The sequence below is a fragment of the Streptomyces sp. 135 genome, assembly GCF_020026305.1.
Taxonomy (GTDB): domain Bacteria; phylum Actinomycetota; class Actinomycetes; order Streptomycetales; family Streptomycetaceae; genus Streptomyces.
Window position 1 is genome coordinate 2,643,715 of the sequence record NZ_CP075691.1, and the last position, 17,344, is coordinate 2,661,058.

Consider the following 17,344-nt stretch of genomic DNA (forward strand, 5'->3'; position numbering starts at 1 on the left):
GGGCCGCACCCCGGCTCCGGGGTGCGGCCCTCGCGTGCGGGCGAGCGCGGGTCAGGCGACCGCGAGCTCGACCTTGATGTTGCCGCGCGTGGCGTTCGAGTAGGGGCACACCTGGTGCGCCTTCTCGACCAGGGACCGCGCGGTGGCCGCGTCCACGTTCGGGATGGAGGCGGTGATCGCCACCTCCAGGCCGAAGCCGCCGGACTCGTTCTGGCCGATGCCGACCTTCGCGGTCACGGTCGAGCCGGAGATGTCGGCGTTCTCCTTGCGGGCCACGACGCCGAGGGCACCCTGGAAGCAGGCGCTGTACCCGGCGGCGAACAGCTGCTCGGGGTTGGTGCCCGCGCCGCTGCCACCCATCTCCTTCGGCGGGTTCACGACGACGTCGAGCTTGCCGTCGTCGCTGGCCACACGGCCGTCGCGGCCGTTCTCGGCGGTGGCGACCGCGGTGTACTTGACGTCGATCTTCTGAATGGACATAACTGCCGATTCCTCCCGATACATGCCGCGGCGCGCGCCCACAACCGCGGCCAAGTGGAATCACATTATCGGATACCGGAAATCGGGGTCGGTCCTCGGTGGCCTCAGGCCAGGGAGACGATCATCTTTCCGGTGTTCTCGCCGCGGAGCATGCCGAGGAAGGCCTCCACGCCGTTCTCGACGCCCTCGACGACCGTCTCGCTGTACTTCAGCTCACCCGAGCGGATCCAGGCGCCGACCTCGCGGACGAACTCCGGCTGGAGCGCGGAGTGGTCCTGCACGAGCATGCCCTGAAGGCGCAGGCGCTTGCCGATGACCAGGGCGAGGTTGCGCGGGGCGGGGGTCGGCTCCTTCTCGTTGTAGCCGGCGATCATGCCGCAGATCGTGACGCGGCCGTGCACGTTCAGACGGCCGATGGCGGCCTCCAGGTGTTCGCCGCCGACGTTGTCGAAGTAGACGTCGATGCCGTCGGGGGCGGCCTCCTTGAGCTGCTCGGCGACCGGCTTGTCGTCCTTGTAGTTGAAGGCGGCGTCGAAGCCGTACTCCTCGACGAGGAGCTTGACCTTCTCGTCCGAGCCGGCCGAGCCGATGACGCGCGAGGCGCCCTTGAGCTTGGCGATCTGGCCGACCTGACTGCCGACGGCACCGGCGGCGCCGGAGACGAAGACGGCGTCGCCCTCCTTGAAGGAGGCCACTTCGAGCAGCCCGGCGTACGCGGTCAGGCCCGTCATGCCGAGCACGCCGAGGTAGGCGGAGAGCGGCGCGGCGTCGGCGTCGACCTTGGTGGCGTACTGGGCGGGCACCGAGGCGTACTCGCGCCAGCCCGCGAAGTGCAGCACGTGGTCGCCCACGGCGAAGCCCTCGGCGTTCGAGGCGACGACCTCGCCGACCGCGCCGCCCTCCATGGGGTGGTCGAGCTGGAACGGCGGGACGTACGACTTCACGTCGTTCATCCGGCCCCGCATGTACGGGTCCACGGAGAAGTGGAGGTTGCGGACCAGGACGCGACCCTCGGCGGGGGCGGTGACGGGAACCTCGCGCAGCGCGAAGTCCTCCGGGACCGGCCAGCCGTTCGGGCGGCGCACCAGGTGCCATTCGCGGCTGACGGAGGGGAGCTGCTCGGGGGTGACGGACATGCGGGCGTCCTCCTAGAAATGCTTCAGGTTGTGAAACAACCATGCTCCTGGATATTTCATGATGTCAAGTAAGTGGGTAGCCTGGTCGTCATGGCCACCAGCAGCTCACGTACCCCTTCCTCCCGAGCCGATCCGCTGACGCGCGAAGTCGTCGAGCTGATCGGCGCGGTCGTGGGGCGCTACTACGAGGAGTACGAGGAGGCGGCGGCCGAGCACGCGCTGACCGGCGCGCAGGCGCGCGTCCTCGGTCTGCTCTTCCTCGAACCTATGCCCATGCGCCGCATCGCGCAGAAGCTGAAGTGCGAGCCGTCGAACATCACGGGCATCGTCGACCGCCTGGAGGCGCGCGGTCTCGTCGAGCGGCGCCCGGACCCCGCCGACCGACGCGTGAAGCTGGCGGCGCCCACCCCGGAGGGCGCCGAGGTCGCCCGCGGTCTGCGCGACTCCCTGAACTTCGCGCGCGAGCCGCTGGCCGAGCTCTCGCGCGAGGAGCGGCTCTCGCTGCGGGGGCTGCTGCGCAGGATGCTGGGCGAGGAGGCGTAGGCGGCGGCGTCGCGGGCGGTGGTTGCAGCCCGTCGTCGCATCCCGTCGTTGCATCCCTTCGTTCCAGTCGGTCGTTCCAGATGGTCGTTCCAGACCGGTGGCGTCGGTGCTGGTCAGCGGCCCTTCCGGCGTTCCAGCGTCCCGTCATGTCGGGGTTTCGTAGTGGATGGGACGGATCGCGGCACACGCTGTGAGCCGTCCAGCAGTTCGCTGGGCGTCCCGCTCTTCGTCACCATGGAGTTCTCGATGCGTTCGCGTCTTGCCGCCCGTTCCGCCCGTCTCGCCCTCACCGCCGTCGCCGCCGCGGCCCTCACCGCCACCGCCGCCGGGACCGCCCTGGCCGCCGGCGGCCAGAGCAAGGCTCCCGTCGAGCAGCTCTGCGGCACCAACGACCTGACCTTCAAGCTCACCGAGAAGACGCAGGCCGGCGGCTACCTCCTCGTCACCGCCAAGGCCAGGCCCGGCATCACCTGCTACCTGGAGGGCACCATCCCCTCCGCCTCCTTCGGGTCCTCCCCCGACTCGGAGGTCACCCCTGCCGAGCAGGCCGTCACCGACTCCGTGAAGCTCTCCGGTGCCACCGCCGCCTACGCCGGCATCAACCCGAAGACGACCAACGGCGACTACGGCACGGAGTACGAGCGGCTGTTCCTCGCCGTGGCCGGTGACGAGACCGGGGCCGTCACCCTGAAGCTGCCCAGCGCCACGCTGGTCGACAAGCCCGTCGCCACCAACTGGCACGCCGACCCGGCCGACGCCGTTCCCTTCATGAACTGACGCGTCCCGGCCGCACGTGACGCCCCGCGCGGCACCGCGTCACGTGCACCACCACAGGAAGCGGTCGCACGGCTCTTCCGGTTCCGGTTCTGGTTCCGGTTCCGGGGTCGGCCGCGGGTTCTCGGCGGTCGGCGGGGGTGTGGTGGGGGCGGATGAGCCGGGGGTGGCGGCGGGGGCGCCGGGGGCGGCCGGTGAGGAGCCGTCGGGCCGCCCGTCGTCCGTGGGCTCTTCCTGCCCCCGCCGCTCTTCCCTGTCCGCGCGCTCCTTGTCCCGCTTGTTCTGCCGGTCCTTCTCCCGCTCCTTCTTCCGGGCCCCATCCTTCTCGTCCGGCTCGTCCTCGGCGTCCTTCTTCTCCTTCGCGGACGCCGAGGACGAGCCGACCGCGTCGGACGCCGGTGCGCTGCCGCCCGGGCCCCGCCGCCCCGGGACGGCTCCGACCGCCGCCGTCCGGGGCGGACGCGGCGGCCGGTCGTCGGAGGGGCCCTCGGCGCCCAGCTCGGCCAGGCTCAGACCGCTAAGCCGCCAGCGCGAGGCCCGCGGTGGCGAGCAGGACCTTGCGGCGCCTGCGACGGTGGGCGGCCCTGCGGCCGCGTTCCCTGCGGCCCCGCTCACCGCGGCCGCGCTCCTTGCGGCGGGAGCGGGGGCGCGGGGACTCGTCGTCGTACGTATCGTCCTTGCCGCCCGGTTCCTCCCCCGTGGCCACGGCCTGCGCGTACTCCCGGCAGGCTTCGGCCGGGGTTCCGCACCCAGGGCAGGCGAGGGCGCCGTTGAGGTGCCTGTGGCACGGGTGGCAGTAGTCCATGAGGCCTGGAGGCTAGGTGCCGGGCACGTGACAGCGGAAGTCACCGCTGTGAAAGTTGTGTGCGGACTCAACAACTCCGGCACGGCGGGGCGTTGTCAGTGGTGGGAGGCATGATCGGGGGCATGACGCAGACCTCTTCGGGCGCACTGCGCGCCCTTGCCCATGAGCACCTTCCCTCCGACGTCGCCGAGCGGTGGCTCGGGCTGCTGCGGCCCGGCGTCCGGCTCACCGCGGCGGGCGGGGACGACGCGGTGGTGGGCCAGTTGGGCGGGGAGCCCCGGCTGCCGCGGGACGTGGAGTGGCCGGTGTGGGAGGGGAACGGCCCGTTGTCGTTCATCGCCTCGGTGGACTGCGCGGCCCTGCCCCAAGGGGTGCTCGACATACCGTTCCCCGCCTCGGGCACGCTGGCTTTCTTCTACTTCGACGGCCAACTGGACGACGGCGAGGCCCTGGTGGACGTGGGCGACATCGGGTCGAGGGCCGGGGCCCGGGTCGTGTACGTGCCCGCGGGCACGCCCGCCGAGGCGCGGGCCACGCCCGAGGAGCTGGACGCCTACCCCCACATCCCGCTCACCGCGCGCCCCGACCTGACGGTCGCGGACGCCACGCACCCGCGGATCCAGCAGGCCTTCGCCCCTGATGCCCGGCCCTTCGAGAAGTACGACCACCCGGTGTGCGGCGAGGAGTTCACTGACGCCCTGTGGGAGTACGACGGCGAAGTGGGCCACCAGCTCGGCGGCACCCCGCAGTCGGTGCAGGGGCCCGTCGAGCTGGAGGTCGCCCGCGGGGCCCTGGGACCGGACACCGACTGGCACGACCCCCGGCTCGCCGGCGAGGCGGAGCACTGGGTGCTGCTGGCGCAGTTCGACTCGGACGAGGCGGCGGACATGATGTGGGGCGACGAGGGCTGCCTGTACTGGCTGATACGCCGCGCCGACCTGGCGGAACTCCGCTTCGACCGGGCGCTGTTCACCTGGCAGTGCTGCTGACTCGGCCCGGACCCGGAGGCTGGGCGGGGCCGAGCAGTCCCCTCAACCGCCGTGCGCGGAGCACCAGTTCGAGCTCGAAGCGGCGGTCGGGGTCGTCCACCTCGTCGCCCCACAGCTCCCTGATCTGCCGCAGGCGGTAGCGGACCGTCTGGGGGTGGACTCCGAGGCGGGCCGCGACCTCGGGGGCGCCGCCGCGGGTCTCCAGCCAGGCGAGGAGGGTCTCGGCGAGGCGGCGGCCGTGGGCGGGGCCGCAGTGGTCGAGCGGGGCCAGGCAGCGGCGGGCCAGGTCCTCGATGAGCTCCTCGGGCTGGAGGAGCACCAGGGCCTCGGTGTGCTCGGTGCAGTGCAGGACCTCACCGGCGGGCAGCAGGCCGCGCTCCATGAGCCGCACCGCCGCCTCCGCCCAGCGCAGCGACTTCGCGGCGTCGGCGAGGGGCACGGGCGGGCCGATCGCCCCCGACCAGCCGGTCATGGCGCGGCGCAGCAGCTCGGGGCGGCCGGCCGCCTCGGGGTCGGGCACGACCATGCGGGGCTGCTCGGCCTCCATGTCGAGCAGGACGCCCTCCCCGACGGCGGGCGCGACGGCCTCGCGGGCGGGGCGCAGCAGGACGCCCACGGCGACCCGCTCGGGCAGCTGCCAGCCGACCCGTGCGGCCCGCTCGCCGAGGGCGTTGCCGAAGGGGGCGGGTCCGGACGACGAGCCGCGGCCCGTGCCGGTGGCGTGTGCCGTGCCGCCGGTGGATTCGGCACGCCGCTCGGAGAGCAGCAGCTCCATCAGCTTGCGCTGCAACCGCAGCCGCTCACCCGCCTCGCGGGCCGCGGCCTCGGCGTAGCCGCGTACGGACTGGTCGACCAGGCCGTCCAGATACTCGAAGCCCGACTCGGCGAGTTCGTACATGGCGGGGGGCGGGATCTCGATCTGCTGGCCGATCTCGGCGAGGCGGCGCCAGGCGAGGCGTACGCCGAGGCGGTAGATCGCCTGGAGCGAGTCGAGGCTGCGGCCGTGCAGGCCCTCGCCGCGGCCGAATTCCTGGAAGACCTCCAGGTGGTAACGGGGCCGGCCCTCCTGGGACGCCAGCTGCTGGACGAAGCCCTCCAGGGCGCGGCGGATGCCGACCAGCGCCATGGGCTCCCCCGAGTCGTCGAGGACGACGGGCAGGCCCGGGTACTCGGCGCGGATCTCGCGCAGGATGTCCTGGGCGAGGGCGGGGACCTCCTCCAGGGCGAGCGCGGCGAACCGCCGGACCTGCCGGGGCGGCACGTCCCGCCAGGCGGAGCGCGACGGCGCGGCGCCCTGGTCCGCCGCGGCGGCCTCGGGGGGCTGGGTGTCGGTCACGGCCACGGTGGTCACTGACCCCGCGACGGCGCGTCGTAGTGCACCAGCGGCGTGTTGGGCTGCTCCGGTGTGGCGTCGAGGAGCGCGACGATGCCGAGGGCGGCGCCCACGGCGAGCAGCGCCCCGGCGGCGACGGTGAGTGATGCGGCGAGCAGTCGGTGCATTGCGAGGGCCAGCCTCTCTGTCGGAGGTCGTCCCCACCCTGGGCACAGGGTCCCGGTTCATGGCGCGCGGCGGCGCCACGGAATTTCGTACAGTCCCACAGTCCCGGCCGGCCCCGTCCGGCTGGGCCCCAGTCTCTGCATCCATTGACACCTAGTCAAGGGTGCGCCTACGGTTCCCCGCCCATACGTACGGCTCGGTAACACTTCTCCCGCCCTTAGCCCAGGAGTGCCCCCATGCGCCGCACCACCTCGCCCTTTTCCCTGATCCTCCTAGGCCTCGGCGCGTTCCTTCTGGTCCTGGCACCCATGCTGGCCTGGTACGTCGAGCCACGCGCGAAACGCACACCGACCGATATCGACACCATCACCGTCTTCAAGGGGAAAGGAAGCTATTTCGACACCAAGAAGATCAAAACGGTGCACGACAAGAACCTCACGATCACCCGCCAGGTCCGTGGCGACGTCGCCGACAGCGAGGAGAGCGGGCGGGCCGTCTGGGACGTGGTGACCTCCGTCGACCCGGACAAGTCGCTGCCCGCCGCTACCCCGCACGACTCGCTCCAGTGGACCCAGGAGCGCTGGGTCACCGACCGGAAGACGAACAAGCCGGTGCACTGCTGCGGCGAGGAGCCGTACTTCGAGGGGGAGGCGTACCTGAAGTTCCCCTTCGACGTGGAGAAGCGCTCCTACCGCTGGTGGGACAACACGCTCGGCGCGACGGTGCCGCTCACCTACCGGGGCACGAAGAAGATCCAGGGGTACGAGGGCCTGCGCTTCACGGCGACGGTGAAGGCGACCAAGACCGGCACGCGGCAGGTGCCGGGGCGGCTGGTCGGGCAGCCGAGGAAGAGCCAGGTGATCGCCGACGAGTACTACGCCAACCACGGCATCGAGCTCGTCGCCGACCAGCGCACCGGCCGGATCATCTACGCCGCGATCGGGCCCCGCAAGACGCTGCGCGCGCCCGGCTCGGACAAGGATGCGAGGGTGCTGCTCGACAGCGAGCGCGTCGCCTTCACCCCGGCCACGCAGAAGGCGCAGGTCAAGCTCGCCAAGGACGACAGCGACCGGCTGAAGCTGGTCGGCGAGACTCTTCCGGTGGTTACCGGGGTACTCGGCGCGGTGCTCGCGCTCGCCGGTGCCGTCTGGGTCGTACGCGGGCGCAGGGACGACGGCGCGGACGGCTCCGCCGGGCACGGGAACGGTCCCGGCGGCGACGGCGGATCAGCGGAGCCGGGGAGTCCGAATCCTGGGACGTCCAAGACGGCCCTGCATCCCAGCACGATGTGATGAGGCGTCAGGCCGGAAAAGCCCGGAAATTGTCACCTCGGTGAGTAGACCCGCGGTAAGGGGCGGCGAAAACTAACCACCCCCACCCGAACACAGTCCCCGCACCGCCCCCGCACACGCCGGACACCGCACCCGCAGACCCCAGCAGGACCGTTTCTCCCGCCCGGCCCCCCACAGTTCCGCACCCTGAGACGAGTTGGAGCACGCATGCCCCAGCACGTACCGTCCTCGCTGCGCGAGGCCGCCCCACGGCACGCGCAGCACCTCCCGGCGCCTCCCCCACAGCCGCGCCGGATCGTGTTCCTCGCCCACCGCGACCTCGGCAACCCGGCCGCGGGCGGCTCCGAACTGCTCGTCGACCGGCTGGCCGACGGGCTCAGCGAGCTGGGCCACCAGGTCACGCTGCTGTGCGGCGGACCCGCCGCCTACCGCGACTACCGCGTGGTCTCCGCAGGTGGCGACCTCGGTCACTACCTGCGGGCACGCTCCGCCTTCACCCGGCAGGTCGGCGACTGCGACCTGCTCGTGGAGGTCTGCAACGGCATGCCGTACCTGGCGCCGCTGTGGCACCGCGGGCCGACGCTCTGCCTGGTCAACCACGTCCACACCGATCTGTGGGGGATGCGCTTCCAAGGCGCGCTCGCCCCCGCGGCCCGGCTCGGGCGAAGACTGGAGCACTGGGCCCTGTCCGGCGCGCAGCGCGGCAACCTGCTGGTGGCCGTCTCGCCGTCGACGGCCACGGCCCTGCGCGCCATCGGCGTGGACCGTGAACGAATACGGATCGTGCACAACGGCGTCGAGGAGCCGGGCCCGCTGCACGCCCGCTCCGACGAGCCGCTGTTCCTGGCCATGGGACGCCTCGTCGAGTACAAGCGGATCGATCTCCTCCTCCGGCTGTGGGAACGGGTCAGGCCCGTCACCGGCGGCCGGCTCGTGATCGTCGGCGAGGGCCCCGAGCGGGCCCGCCTCGAGCGGCTCGCCGGTCCCGGCGTGGAGTTCCGCGGTCATGTCTCCGAGGCCGAGAAGCACCGGCTGCTCTGCGAGGCCTGGATGCTCCTGCATCCCTCGGCCGTGGAGGGCTGGGGCCTGGTCATCACCGAGGCGGCGACGCGCTCGACGCCCTCGGTCGGCTTCGACGTCCCCGGGGTCCGCGACTCCATCGAGGACGGGGTCACCGGCCTCCTCGCGCGCGGGGAGAGCTCCTTCGCCGCCGCCTGGTGCACGCTGGCGCTCAGCGCCGAGCGCCGCAGGGCGTTGGGCAAGGCCGCGGGCGAACGGGCCGCGCAGTTCCGCTGGGGCAACACGGTCCGGCAGTTCCAGGCGGTGGCGGCCGAGGCGGTCGCCGCCCACCACGCGCCCGCCGGGCCCCCGACCCCGCAGGGGACCTAAGTGAAAGACCCGTCCCTGCGCCGCTCCGCCACGCTCTTCCGGGCCTTCCTGCGCGAACAGCAGGAGCCCGAACGCTGCTACACCCTCCTCGCGAAGGACGCCGCCAACCAAGTGGAGGCGTACGTACCGGTGAAGGACCGCGTCGTCGTCGACATCGGCGGCGGAGGCGGCTACTTCACCGAGGAGTTCCGGCGGCGCGGCGCGCAGAGTTTCCTCTTCGAGCCGGATCTCGCGGAGATGACGGCGTCGGGCACCAAGCCCCCCGAGGGCTCGGTCGTCGCCGACGGCTATCTGCTGCCACTGGCGGACGCCGTCGCCGACGTCACGTTCTCCTCGAATGTCCTGGAGCACGTCGATGACCCGCAGACGTTCCTGAGCGAGATGGTCCGGGTCACCAGGCCCGGCGGACTCATCTATGTCTCGTTCACCAACTGGCTCTCCCCCTGGGGCGGTCACGAGTGGGCGCCCTGGCACTACCTGGGCGCCGACCGGGCCCGCGCCCGCTATGAACGACGTACCGGAAAAGCCGCGAAACACACGCTCGGCGAGAACCTCTTCGCACACCACGTCGGAGCCACCCTGCGTCAGGTGCGGGCCCGCGACGACGTGGACGTGGTGTCGGCGCGCTCGCGCTACTGGCCGTTCCTGGCCGGGGCGATCACCAAGGTGCCGGGTGTGCGCGAGGTCGCGACCTGGAACCTCCTCCTCATCCTCAGGCGGTGTCCATGACCACGGTCCAGGCCCCACCCCCGGCCGCCGTAAGACCCACGACCGACGCCCCTGAACCCTCGCGGGGGCCGCGCTCGCGGCGCTGGCTGCTGGGGTTCTGGGCCGTGGTGCTCGTGCTGTTCCTCGCGGTGAGACCGGGGCGGATGACGTTCGACACCAAGCTCGGTGTCACCGTCGACCCCTGGCAGTTCCTCTCCGACCTCGGCCAGCTCTGGCACGACCGCGGCGGCTTCGGCGGCATCCAGGACCAGTACGTCGGCTACGCGTTCCCCATGCTGCCGTTCTACGGCCTGGCCGACCTGGTGCAGCTGCCGGTCTGGCTGGCCGAGCGGCTGTGGCTGTCGCTGATCGTGACGGCGGCGTTCTGGGGCGCCCTGCGCCTGGCCGAACGCCTCGGCATCGGCAGCCGTCAGAGCCGGCTGCTCGGCGCGGTGGTGTACGCGCTGTGGCCGACCTTCACCGTGGTGGTCGGCTCGACGTCGGCGGCGGCGCTGCCCGGCGCGGTCCTGCCGTGGGTGCTGCTGCCGCTGGCCGACCAGCGGATCAGCGCGCGCCTCGCCGCGTGCCGCTCGGCGCTGATCATTCCGTTCATGGGCGGCGTGAACGCGGCGGCGACCCTCGCCTCCCTGCTCCCGGTCGCCCTCTACCTCCTCTCCCGGCCGAACGGCCCGCGCAAGCGGAAGCTGATCACCTGGTGGGTGCCCGGCGTCATCCTGGCCACCGCCTGGTGGATCGTGCCGCTGCTCATGCTGGGCATCCACGGCGAGAACTTCCTTCCCTACGTGGAGAACTCGGCCACCACCACCGGCACCATGTCGGCCACCGAGACGCTGCGCGGCGCCGGCAACTGGGTCGCGTACCTGTACTTCGGCGAGGCCTGGCTGCCGGCCGGCTGGACGGTGGCGACGGCCGTCGTGACCGTCGTCTGCTCGGCGCTTGCCGCCGCGCTCGGCCTCGCGGGGCTCGCCCGGCGCGACCTGCCCGAGCGGCGCTGGCTGGTCCTGACCGTGCTTTCGGTCGCCCTGATCACGCTGGCCGGGTACGGCGGCGCGTTCGGCGCGCCCTTCCACGAGACCGTCCAGTCCTGGCTGAACGGCGGGCTCGTCCCCTTCCGCAACATCTACAAGTTCCAGGCGGGCCTCGCCCTCGCGCTCGTCCTCGGCCTGATGCACCTGGTCGGCGTCGCCGCGCAGGCGCGCGGGGCACGGCGGGTGCGCGGCAGGCGCTACGCCCCGCTGATCGCGGCGGTCCTCGTGCTGCCCGGCCTCGTCTGGCCGTACCTCAACGGCTCGATCCTCCAGCCCGGTTCGTTCCAGAAGCTGCCGACGTACTGGCAGACGACGGCCGACTGGCTGGAGAAGTACTCCCCCGACTCGCGCGCCCTCGTCGTCCCGGCGACCGCGCACGGCATCTACACCTGGGGCTCCCCCATCGACCAGCCCCTCGACGTGCTCGCCGAGTCCCGGTGGGCGCAGCGCGACTATGTGCCGTTCGGCACGCCGGGCAACCGCCGGGCGATGGACGCGGTCGAGCAGGCGCTGATGACCGGCGGCGAAGTGCCGGGCCTGAGCGACTACTTGACCCGCGCCGGGCTGTACTACGTCGTCGTACGCAACGACCTCGACCCCGACCAGGTCGGCCACGTCCCGACCGCGACGGTCAAGCGCACCCTGGAGGAGTCCGGCTTCCGCCGCGTTACCGGCTTCGGCCCGAAGACCACCGGCGGCGTCATCCCCGACGACACCCCGCTCCAGGTGGAGGGCCTCTACCCGCGCCACCGCGCGGTGGAGATCTACGCCCCCGGCGAGGGCGCCGAACGCCCCGGCCAGGCGGGCCTGAAGCCCGTGTCCAACACGGCGGTGGTCAGCGGCGGACCGGAGTCCCTGCTGCCGCTCTCCGCCGACCCCGCGATGCGCGACCGTCCGGCCGTGCTGACCGGCGACAACCACCCGGGCGTCGGCACGCCGGGCCTGCTGGCGGTCGGTGACGGGCTGCGCCGCGCCGACACCCGCTTCGGCCTGGTCAACACCAACACGTCGTACACGTACGGCCCCGACGAGCGGAACGCGCCCGACGCGGTCCAGGACCCGGGCAAGAAGCCGCACCAGATCCTGCCGACCGACGGCGTCGAGCACCAGACGACGGCGGAGCTGCGCGGCGCCAGGTCCGTGACCGCCTCCTCCTACGGCAACTGGCTCTTCCACCTGCCGCAGTACGACCCGGTGAACGCCTTCGACGGCAACCCGGCCACGGCCTGGGCCGAGGGCGGCTCCGGCTCGGCGGACGGCGAGTGGATCAGGGCCGACTTCAACTCCGCGATCACCGTCCCCTCCTCCTTCCAGGTCACGCCGCTGCCGCAGAACGGTGTGCGGGCGGCGCCGACGCGGGTGCGCGTCGAGACCGAGCACGGCTCCGTGACGAGTTCGCTCCAGCCGGACGGCACGGCGCAGCGCGTCAAGGCCCGCGCCGGCAGCACCGACTGGATCAAGATCACGATCGTGGACACGCAGGAGCCGCGCCCCGGCCTGACGGGCGCGGGCTTCTCGGAGATCACCCTCCCCGAGGTGCGCGTCACCAAGCTGCTCCAGCTGCCGAAGGACGCCCAGAAGACGACCGGCGCCGACGCGACGACGTACTCGCTGCACCGCTCCTCCGACCCGAGTGCCCTCTCGCCGGTGAACGCCGAGTCGGGTCTGCACCGCCGCTTCACGACGACGGGCGACGGCGAGTACGAGGTGAAGGCGAGCGCGCTGGCCGTGCCGGGCGCCGAACTGGACGAGCTGCTCTACAAGGTGGCCCCGGAGCAGAAGCCGCGGATCACCGCGTCGGCGGACTCCACGGCCAGGCTCGGCAACGGCCTTTCGCCGCGGAACCTCACCGACGGTGATCTGACGACGGCGTGGATCGCGGGCACGGACAAGCGTCCGGTGATCCGTCTCAAGTGGCCGGACAAGAAGCCGGTGGGCGAGATCGTGCTGCCCGGCGCGGGTGGCCTGTCGACCCGTCCCGAGAAGATCGAGATCAGCTCGCCGGACGGCGCCGCCACCGCGGGCGTGGACGAGCACGGCAACGCCCGCTTCGCCCCGATCACCACGGACCAGATGGACATCACCATCACGAAGACGGCTCCGCTGACGGTCCACAACCCGGTCGCGGACGACGACCTGCGGCTGCCGGTGGGCCTCACGGAGGTCTATGTCCCCGCGCTCGACGAGTACCGCACCCCGCGGCCCAAGGCCTCGGCGCGATTCTCGCTGCCCTGCGGCCAGGGCCCGATGATGTCGATCGACGGTGAGCTGTACGAGACGAGCGCCAAGGGCAAGGTCGCGGACCTCACCGAGCGCAGGCCGGTCGAGATCAGCCTGTGCCAGCGCGGCAAGAAGGACACGGCGGTCCGACTCGACGCGGGAGCGCACAGCGTCGAGACCGGGGACGCTGGTCCGCTCGCCGTCATGGACGCCTCCCTCACCCGGGGCACCCCGGGCGCGGTGGACGAGACCGCCCGTGAGCTGAAGGTCAAGGACTGGCTGGGCGACCGCCGCGAGGTGAGCGTCGGCGCGGGAGCGGCCTCGTACCTCACGACGTACGAGAACGTGAACGACGGCTGGAAGGCGACCCTCGACGGCAAGGAGCTGACCCCGCTGCGGCTGGACGGCTGGCAGCAGGGCTGGCTCGTGCCCAAGGGCGAGGGCGGCACGGTCAAGCTCTCCTACGAGCCGTCGCGGACCTACGAGATCGGCCTGATCCTGGCCGGGGCCGGCGTCCTGGCACTGATCGGACTCGTCGTCCTGTGGCGCCGCGAGCGCAACACCGACGCCCTGGTGCCCGCGCCGCCCGCGCCCGGCCTGGTGCTCGGCACGGTGGCGCTGACACTGGTGGCCGCGGTGATCGCGGGGCCGTTCGCCCTGCTCGTCCCGGCGCTGGCGCTGCTGGCCTGGTGGCGTCACACCCTGCTGGTGCCGATCGCGTTCGCGGCGATGGCGGGCGCGGGCGTCGCGGCGGCGATCGGGGCCGGGGAGGCCGTCAGCGCCGACCAGGGCGCCTTCGGTCCGGTGGCCCAACTCCTCGCGCTCATCGCGCTGTTCGCGGCTCTGGTGAGCGTGAAGGAGCGGTACGCGCATCCGGACACCGCCGATACGTTGGTGTACGGACCGGGCGGCGGGCAGCCCGCCGCGCCCCTGCTGCCGCAGCGCGGGCGTGACGGCGGCGCGCCGGGCGCCCCACCGGTGCCACCGGCCCCGGCGCATCCCGGGCGGGCCCGACGGTCTCGGCCCGTGGACCCGAACCGGCAGGGCCCGCCCCCGGGCCCGCGCCGCAGAGCGACGCGACGGTCCGCTTCCCGCGGCACAAGCGCACACCCGGCACGGGAGAAGGCACGCAGCGATGACCGCAGTCACAGGAGAAGGCACGCAGCGATGACCGCACTGGAACACCCGGCACGGCGTGCGGACGGCCCCGGCCGGCCGCCCGCGCGCGTGCCGTTCCCCGTCGTCGACGAGGTCTCCCGGCACTGCCTCCAGGAGGAGGAGCCGGAGACCGTGCACATCGAGGTGCACCTGCCGGGCACCCCGGACCGCGAGCGGCTCAAGGCCGCGTTCACCGAGGCCCTGCGCCGCCATCCCCGCATCCTGATGCGGGAGGCCAAGGGGCCCTGGTACCGCCGCCGTTACGAGTGGGAGCTCACCGACGGGCCGGACACCGAGGTGGTGACCTTCCCGCCGCCGGAGCCGGACGCCCTCGAGCGGGCCCGGGAACGGGCGCTGGCCGAGGCGCCCCCGCTGTCGGCCTCGCCGCCCATCCGCCTGGAGGTGGTGGCGGCCGAGCCGGGCTCCGGGGCCCGGTCGGAAGAGGACCCGGGCGCGGTGCTGTTCCTGACCATCAACCACACCGCGCTCGACGGCCCCGCCTGCCTGCGCGTCCTGGCGACGGCCGCCGAGCTGTACGGCGGCCGGGACAACTCCCCGGCCGCGCCGCCCAGCCGTACGCCGGAGAGCGCCGGGGCCGCGCCTTTGCTGCCGCCCGAGGCGCCGTCGGGCTGGTCACCGCCCGCCAGGGTCGCCCAGGGCTCACCGGAGCCCTCGCCCGGCAACGGCATGCTGGTCGCCGAGCTGCCCGTGCCGCGCCGCCCCAAGGGCTCGCCGTTCACCGTGAACGACCAGCTCATGGTGGCGACCGCGCTGATGATCGTGCACTGGAACCGCGAGCACGGCGCGCGGCCGAAGCCCGTGCGCATCACGATGCCGGTGGACGACCGCCCCCGCGACGCGACCATGCCGATCGGCAACGGCACCCGTCTCGTCGAAGTGCCGTTCAGCGCCGAGGAGTTGGCGCAGCGCGACTGGACCCCGGAGGCCATCCGCGACCTGCTGCGCCGCACCTCCGACCGCACCCGCGCGCTGAAGGCCCTGGCCAGGCCCCAACTGGGGCACGGCGCGACGCTGTTGACCGCGCCGGTGCTCCCGGTGACCCTGCGGGCGGCCGTCACCCGCGGGCTGCGCCGGGCCGCCGCGCCCTGGACGTCGACGACACTGCTGAGCAACATCGGCCGCATCCCGTACGCCCTGGACTTCGGCGACGCGGGCCGCGCGCACGCCGTGTGGTTCTCCGCCCCGGCCCGGTTGCCGCGCGGCCTCACGGTGACCACGGCGTCCACCGCGGGCCGGCTGCACCTCGCGCTGCGCTGGTCGAGGACCCTGCTCAGCCACGGCGACGGAGCGCACCTGCGGGATCTGTTCGAGCACTACCTCCACGCGACGGAGGACACCGTGACCGGCACATCCGAGGAGGGGCGGAAGTGACCACCGCGACCGGCAGGCGGCCCGCCGGGCTCCGCGACTTCTACGAGAACCCGGCCGTCCCTGTGGCGTCGGGCGACGCCCGCAGCCTGCGCCAGGCCCGCATCCTCGCCGCCGCGCTCGGCCCGGCCACCGCCCGCACCGCCACCGTCCTGGACATCGGCTGCGGCGACGGCACGGCCGCCGCGACCGCGGCACCGCTCCTCGCGGGCCACCGGGTGATCGGCGTGGACTGGTCGCAGGACGCCCTGAAGCGCGCCCACGCCCACCTTCCGTACGTCGTACGGGGGGAACTCACCGATGGTGGGCTGCCGTTCGCGGACGGCGCGGCCGACGCCGTCCTGTTCAGCGAGGTCATCGAGCACCTCGTGGACCCGGACAGCGCGCTGGACGAGCTGCGCAGGGTCCTCAGGCCGGGCGGGCACCTCATGCTGTCCACCCCCAACCTCGCGGCCTGGTACAACCGCGGCCTGCTCCTCGCCGGGGTGCAGCCGGTCTTCTCCGAGGTGAGCCTGCGCGGCATCCACGGCCGCCCCGGCAAGGAGGTCGTGGGCCACCTGCGGCTCTACACCGCCCGCGCGCTGCGGGAGTTCGTCGCGGCGAGCGGCTTCAGCGTCGTAGGCCTGTCCGGCGCGCCCTTCCACGGCGTGCCACGCCCGCTGCGCGCCCTGGACCGGCTCGCCTGCGCCGTCCCGAGCGCCGCCTCGATCCTGCTGCTGCACGCCCGAAGGACTTGAGTGCCATGTGGTGGGGTGTGGCCGCGGCGCTGCTCGCGAACGTGCTCTACAGCACCGGGTTCGTCCTGGAGAAGCGGGCGTTGACCGCCATGCCGTCGGTCAGCGTCCGCGAGCCGGTGCGGCTGCTGCGGCAGGTCCTCGGCAGCCCCTTGTGGATCGGCGGTTCACTCGCCCTGGCGGCGGGCTTCGGCGCGCAGCTGATGGTGTACCGGACGCTGCCGATCGCCGCCGCCCAGGGCATCTTCGTGTCGGGCCTGGTCCTGCTGCTGCTCCTGTCCTCGGCCCTGCTCGGCGAGCGGACCTCGGGGCGCGAGCGGTACGCGGTCGGCGCGATCCTGCTGGCGCTGCTCATGGTCGTGCTGTCGCTGAGCGAGACCGACGACACGGTGAGCCGCGGCGCGCCCGCGCCGCTGGTCCTCACCGTCTGCCTGCCCTCGCTCGCCGCCGGTGTCTGGCTCTACAGCTCGGCGGAGCGCCGCGCGAAGCACCGCCACCGCATGCCGTCGGCGGGCGTCGAGTACGGCGTCGCGGTGGGTCTGCTGTACGGCGTCAGCTCGCTGGCCATCAAGGGCGTCTCCAGCCATCTGACGACGGACGGTCTCGGCGGCGCGCTCGTCGACCTGCTGCTCTCGCCCTACCCGTACCTGCTCCTGTTCACCGGCGCGTTCGGCCTCGTCATGTCGCAGGCGGCGCTCCAGCGCTGCCGGGCCTCCCTGATCGTGCCGGTGTGCACGACGGTGACGGCGCTGTTCACGGCGGTCCTCGGCACGCTGGCGTTCGGCGAGGCCCTGCCGCACGAACCGGTGCGCCTCGCCCTGCGCATCGCGGGCACGGTGCTCGCCGTGTCCGTACTGCTCGCCATGCCCAAGCACGACGGTCCCACGCCGCACACCACGCCCCCGCCCAAGGAGTTGACGAGCGGATGAACCCCGAAGACCCGCTGCTGAAGATCCTCGCCTGCCCGCTGGACAAGGGGCCGCTGCACCTGCTCACCCCGGAGGAGCCCTTCGCCTCGCAGGAAGCGCCCCTCGTACCGGAAGAGGCGCTCTACAACCCGCGGCTGCGCCGCCGCTACCCGGTGATCGACGGCATCCCGCAGCTGCTGCCCTCCTCCGGCGAGCAGGTCCCGGAGGACGAGCACGAGCAGCTGCTCAAGCGAATATCGCCGTGACGGAGG

16 protein-coding genes and 1 pseudogene are annotated in these 17,344 nt (G+C 72.8%); 11 read left to right on the forward strand and 6 right to left on the reverse strand.

All coding sequences use genetic code 11. From position 1 onward, the window contains the following. Positions 1-51: 51 nt before the first annotated feature. Both KKZ08_RS11915 and KKZ08_RS11920 read right to left on the reverse strand, forming a co-directional pair. The gene (locus KKZ08_RS11915) at positions 52-480 is read right to left on the reverse strand and encodes an organic hydroperoxide resistance protein (protein WP_223774429.1); all 429 of its coding nucleotides are present in this window, start codon (positions 478-480) and stop codon (positions 52-54) included. Between the two features lie 104 nt (positions 481-584). Then, positions 585-1,616, reverse strand: coding sequence for an NADP-dependent oxidoreductase (locus KKZ08_RS11920; RefSeq protein ID WP_223774430.1), 1,032 nt, complete (start codon positions 1,614-1,616; stop codon positions 585-587). 90 nt (positions 1,617-1,706) lie between these two features. Between KKZ08_RS11920 and KKZ08_RS11925 the strand changes: the two genes are divergently transcribed. Continuing rightward, positions 1,707-2,159, forward strand: a complete 453-nt coding sequence (locus KKZ08_RS11925) for a MarR family transcriptional regulator (protein ID WP_223774431.1) — start codon at positions 1,707-1,709, stop codon at positions 2,157-2,159. 246 nt (positions 2,160-2,405) lie between these two features. Next, positions 2,406-2,936 carry a DUF4232 domain-containing protein gene (locus KKZ08_RS11930; RefSeq protein WP_223774432.1) on the forward strand — a complete coding sequence of 177 codons (531 nt, stop codon included), beginning with the start codon at positions 2,406-2,408 and terminating at the stop codon, positions 2,934-2,936. A gap of 39 nt (positions 2,937-2,975) precedes the next feature. Here KKZ08_RS11930 and KKZ08_RS11935 read toward each other — a convergent pair whose 3' ends face one another. Continuing rightward, positions 2,976-3,548: a hypothetical protein gene (locus KKZ08_RS11935; protein WP_223774433.1), complete on the reverse strand. Its 573-nt coding sequence runs from the start codon at positions 3,546-3,548 to the stop codon at positions 2,976-2,978. Next, on the reverse strand, positions 3,451-3,738 hold the full coding sequence (locus KKZ08_RS11940) for a hypothetical protein (RefSeq protein WP_223774434.1): 288 nt from the start codon (positions 3,736-3,738) through the stop codon (positions 3,451-3,453). Before KKZ08_RS11940 ends, KKZ08_RS11935 begins: the two co-directional genes overlap by 98 nt. Positions 3,739-3,860: 122 nt before the next feature. Here KKZ08_RS11940 and KKZ08_RS11945 point away from each other — a divergent pair, with 122 nt between their 5' ends. Further along, on the forward strand, positions 3,861-4,727 hold the full coding sequence (locus KKZ08_RS11945) for a YwqG family protein (protein ID WP_223774435.1): 867 nt from the start codon (positions 3,861-3,863) through the stop codon (positions 4,725-4,727). On the opposite strand, the gene KKZ08_RS11950 is transcribed toward KKZ08_RS11945, so the two are convergent. Together KKZ08_RS11950 and KKZ08_RS11955 are read right to left on the reverse strand one after the other, a co-directional pair. Continuing rightward, positions 4,708-6,063 carry a helix-turn-helix domain-containing protein gene (locus tag KKZ08_RS11950; RefSeq protein ID WP_223774436.1) on the reverse strand — a complete coding sequence of 452 codons (1,356 nt, stop codon included), beginning with the start codon at positions 6,061-6,063 and terminating at the stop codon, positions 4,708-4,710. The genes KKZ08_RS11945 and KKZ08_RS11950 overlap by 20 nt on opposite strands. Positions 6,064-6,074: 11 nt before the next feature. Beyond that, on the reverse strand, positions 6,075-6,227 hold the full coding sequence (locus tag KKZ08_RS11955) for a hypothetical protein (protein ID WP_223774437.1): 153 nt from the start codon (positions 6,225-6,227) through the stop codon (positions 6,075-6,077). A gap of 234 nt (positions 6,228-6,461) precedes the next feature. On the opposite strand from KKZ08_RS11955, the gene KKZ08_RS11960 reads away from it, so the two are divergent. The 8 genes and pseudogenes from KKZ08_RS11960 (at position 6,462) to KKZ08_RS11990 (ending at position 17,338) form a co-directional block, all read left to right on the forward strand. Further along, entirely contained in the window at positions 6,462-7,517 is a 1,056-nt protein-coding gene (locus tag KKZ08_RS11960) for a DUF3068 domain-containing protein (RefSeq protein WP_223774438.1), read from the forward strand. Between the two features lie 207 nt (positions 7,518-7,724). Continuing rightward, positions 7,725-8,906: a glycosyltransferase family 4 protein gene (locus KKZ08_RS11965; RefSeq protein ID WP_223774439.1), complete on the forward strand. Its 1,182-nt coding sequence runs from the start codon at positions 7,725-7,727 to the stop codon at positions 8,904-8,906. Beyond that, positions 8,907-9,635, forward strand: a complete 729-nt coding sequence (locus KKZ08_RS11970; protein ID WP_223774440.1) for a class I SAM-dependent methyltransferase — start codon at positions 8,907-8,909, stop codon at positions 9,633-9,635. Continuing rightward, positions 9,632-13,744, forward strand: a pseudogene (locus KKZ08_RS11975) (alpha-(1->3)-arabinofuranosyltransferase); the annotation flags it as partial. The gene KKZ08_RS11970 and the pseudogene KKZ08_RS11975, both read left to right, overlap by 4 nt. Before the next feature lie 306 nt (positions 13,745-14,050). Next, a complete protein-coding gene (locus KKZ08_RS38955) occupies positions 14,051-15,433 on the forward strand; it encodes a condensation protein (RefSeq protein WP_346657918.1) in 1,383 nt (460 codons plus the stop codon). Further along, positions 15,430-16,167: a class I SAM-dependent methyltransferase gene (locus KKZ08_RS11980; RefSeq protein ID WP_223774442.1), complete on the forward strand. Its 738-nt coding sequence runs from the start codon at positions 15,430-15,432 to the stop codon at positions 16,165-16,167. The genes KKZ08_RS38955 and KKZ08_RS11980 overlap by 4 nt, the downstream gene beginning before the upstream one ends. 17 nt (positions 16,168-16,184) lie before the next feature. Beyond that, entirely contained in the window at positions 16,185-17,093 is a 909-nt protein-coding gene (locus KKZ08_RS11985; protein ID WP_223779016.1) for a hypothetical protein, read from the forward strand. Continuing rightward, entirely contained in the window at positions 17,090-17,338 is a 249-nt protein-coding gene (locus KKZ08_RS11990; protein WP_223774443.1) for a Trm112 family protein, read from the forward strand. Before KKZ08_RS11985 ends, KKZ08_RS11990 begins: the two co-directional genes overlap by 4 nt. Positions 17,339-17,344: the final 6 nt, after the last annotated feature.

Bases quoted from the DNA above. Each gene is read 5' to 3' on its own strand.
- KKZ08_RS11915 (WP_223774429.1), bottom strand. From the start codon at position 480: ATGTCCATTCAGAAGATCGACGTCAAGTACACCGCGGTCGCCACCGCC.
- KKZ08_RS11920 (WP_223774430.1), bottom strand. From the start codon at position 1,616: ATGTCCGTCACCCCCGAGCAGCTCCCCTCCGTCAGCCGCGAATGGCAC.
- KKZ08_RS11925 (WP_223774431.1), top strand. From the start codon at position 1,707: ATGGCCACCAGCAGCTCACGTACCCCTTCCTCCCGAGCCGATCCGCTG.
- KKZ08_RS11930 (WP_223774432.1), top strand. From the start codon at position 2,406: ATGCGTTCGCGTCTTGCCGCCCGTTCCGCCCGTCTCGCCCTCACCGCC.
- KKZ08_RS11940 (WP_223774434.1), bottom strand. From the start codon at position 3,738: ATGGACTACTGCCACCCGTGCCACAGGCACCTCAACGGCGCCCTCGCC.
- KKZ08_RS11945 (WP_223774435.1), top strand. From the start codon at position 3,861: ATGACGCAGACCTCTTCGGGCGCACTGCGCGCCCTTGCCCATGAGCAC.
- KKZ08_RS11955 (WP_223774437.1), bottom strand. From the start codon at position 6,227: ATGCACCGACTGCTCGCCGCATCACTCACCGTCGCCGCCGGGGCGCTG.
- KKZ08_RS11960 (WP_223774438.1), top strand. From the start codon at position 6,462: ATGCGCCGCACCACCTCGCCCTTTTCCCTGATCCTCCTAGGCCTCGGC.
- KKZ08_RS11965 (WP_223774439.1), top strand. From the start codon at position 7,725: ATGCCCCAGCACGTACCGTCCTCGCTGCGCGAGGCCGCCCCACGGCAC.
- KKZ08_RS38955 (WP_346657918.1), top strand. From the start codon at position 14,051: ATGACCGCACTGGAACACCCGGCACGGCGTGCGGACGGCCCCGGCCGG.
- KKZ08_RS11990 (WP_223774443.1), top strand. From the start codon at position 17,090: ATGAACCCCGAAGACCCGCTGCTGAAGATCCTCGCCTGCCCGCTGGAC.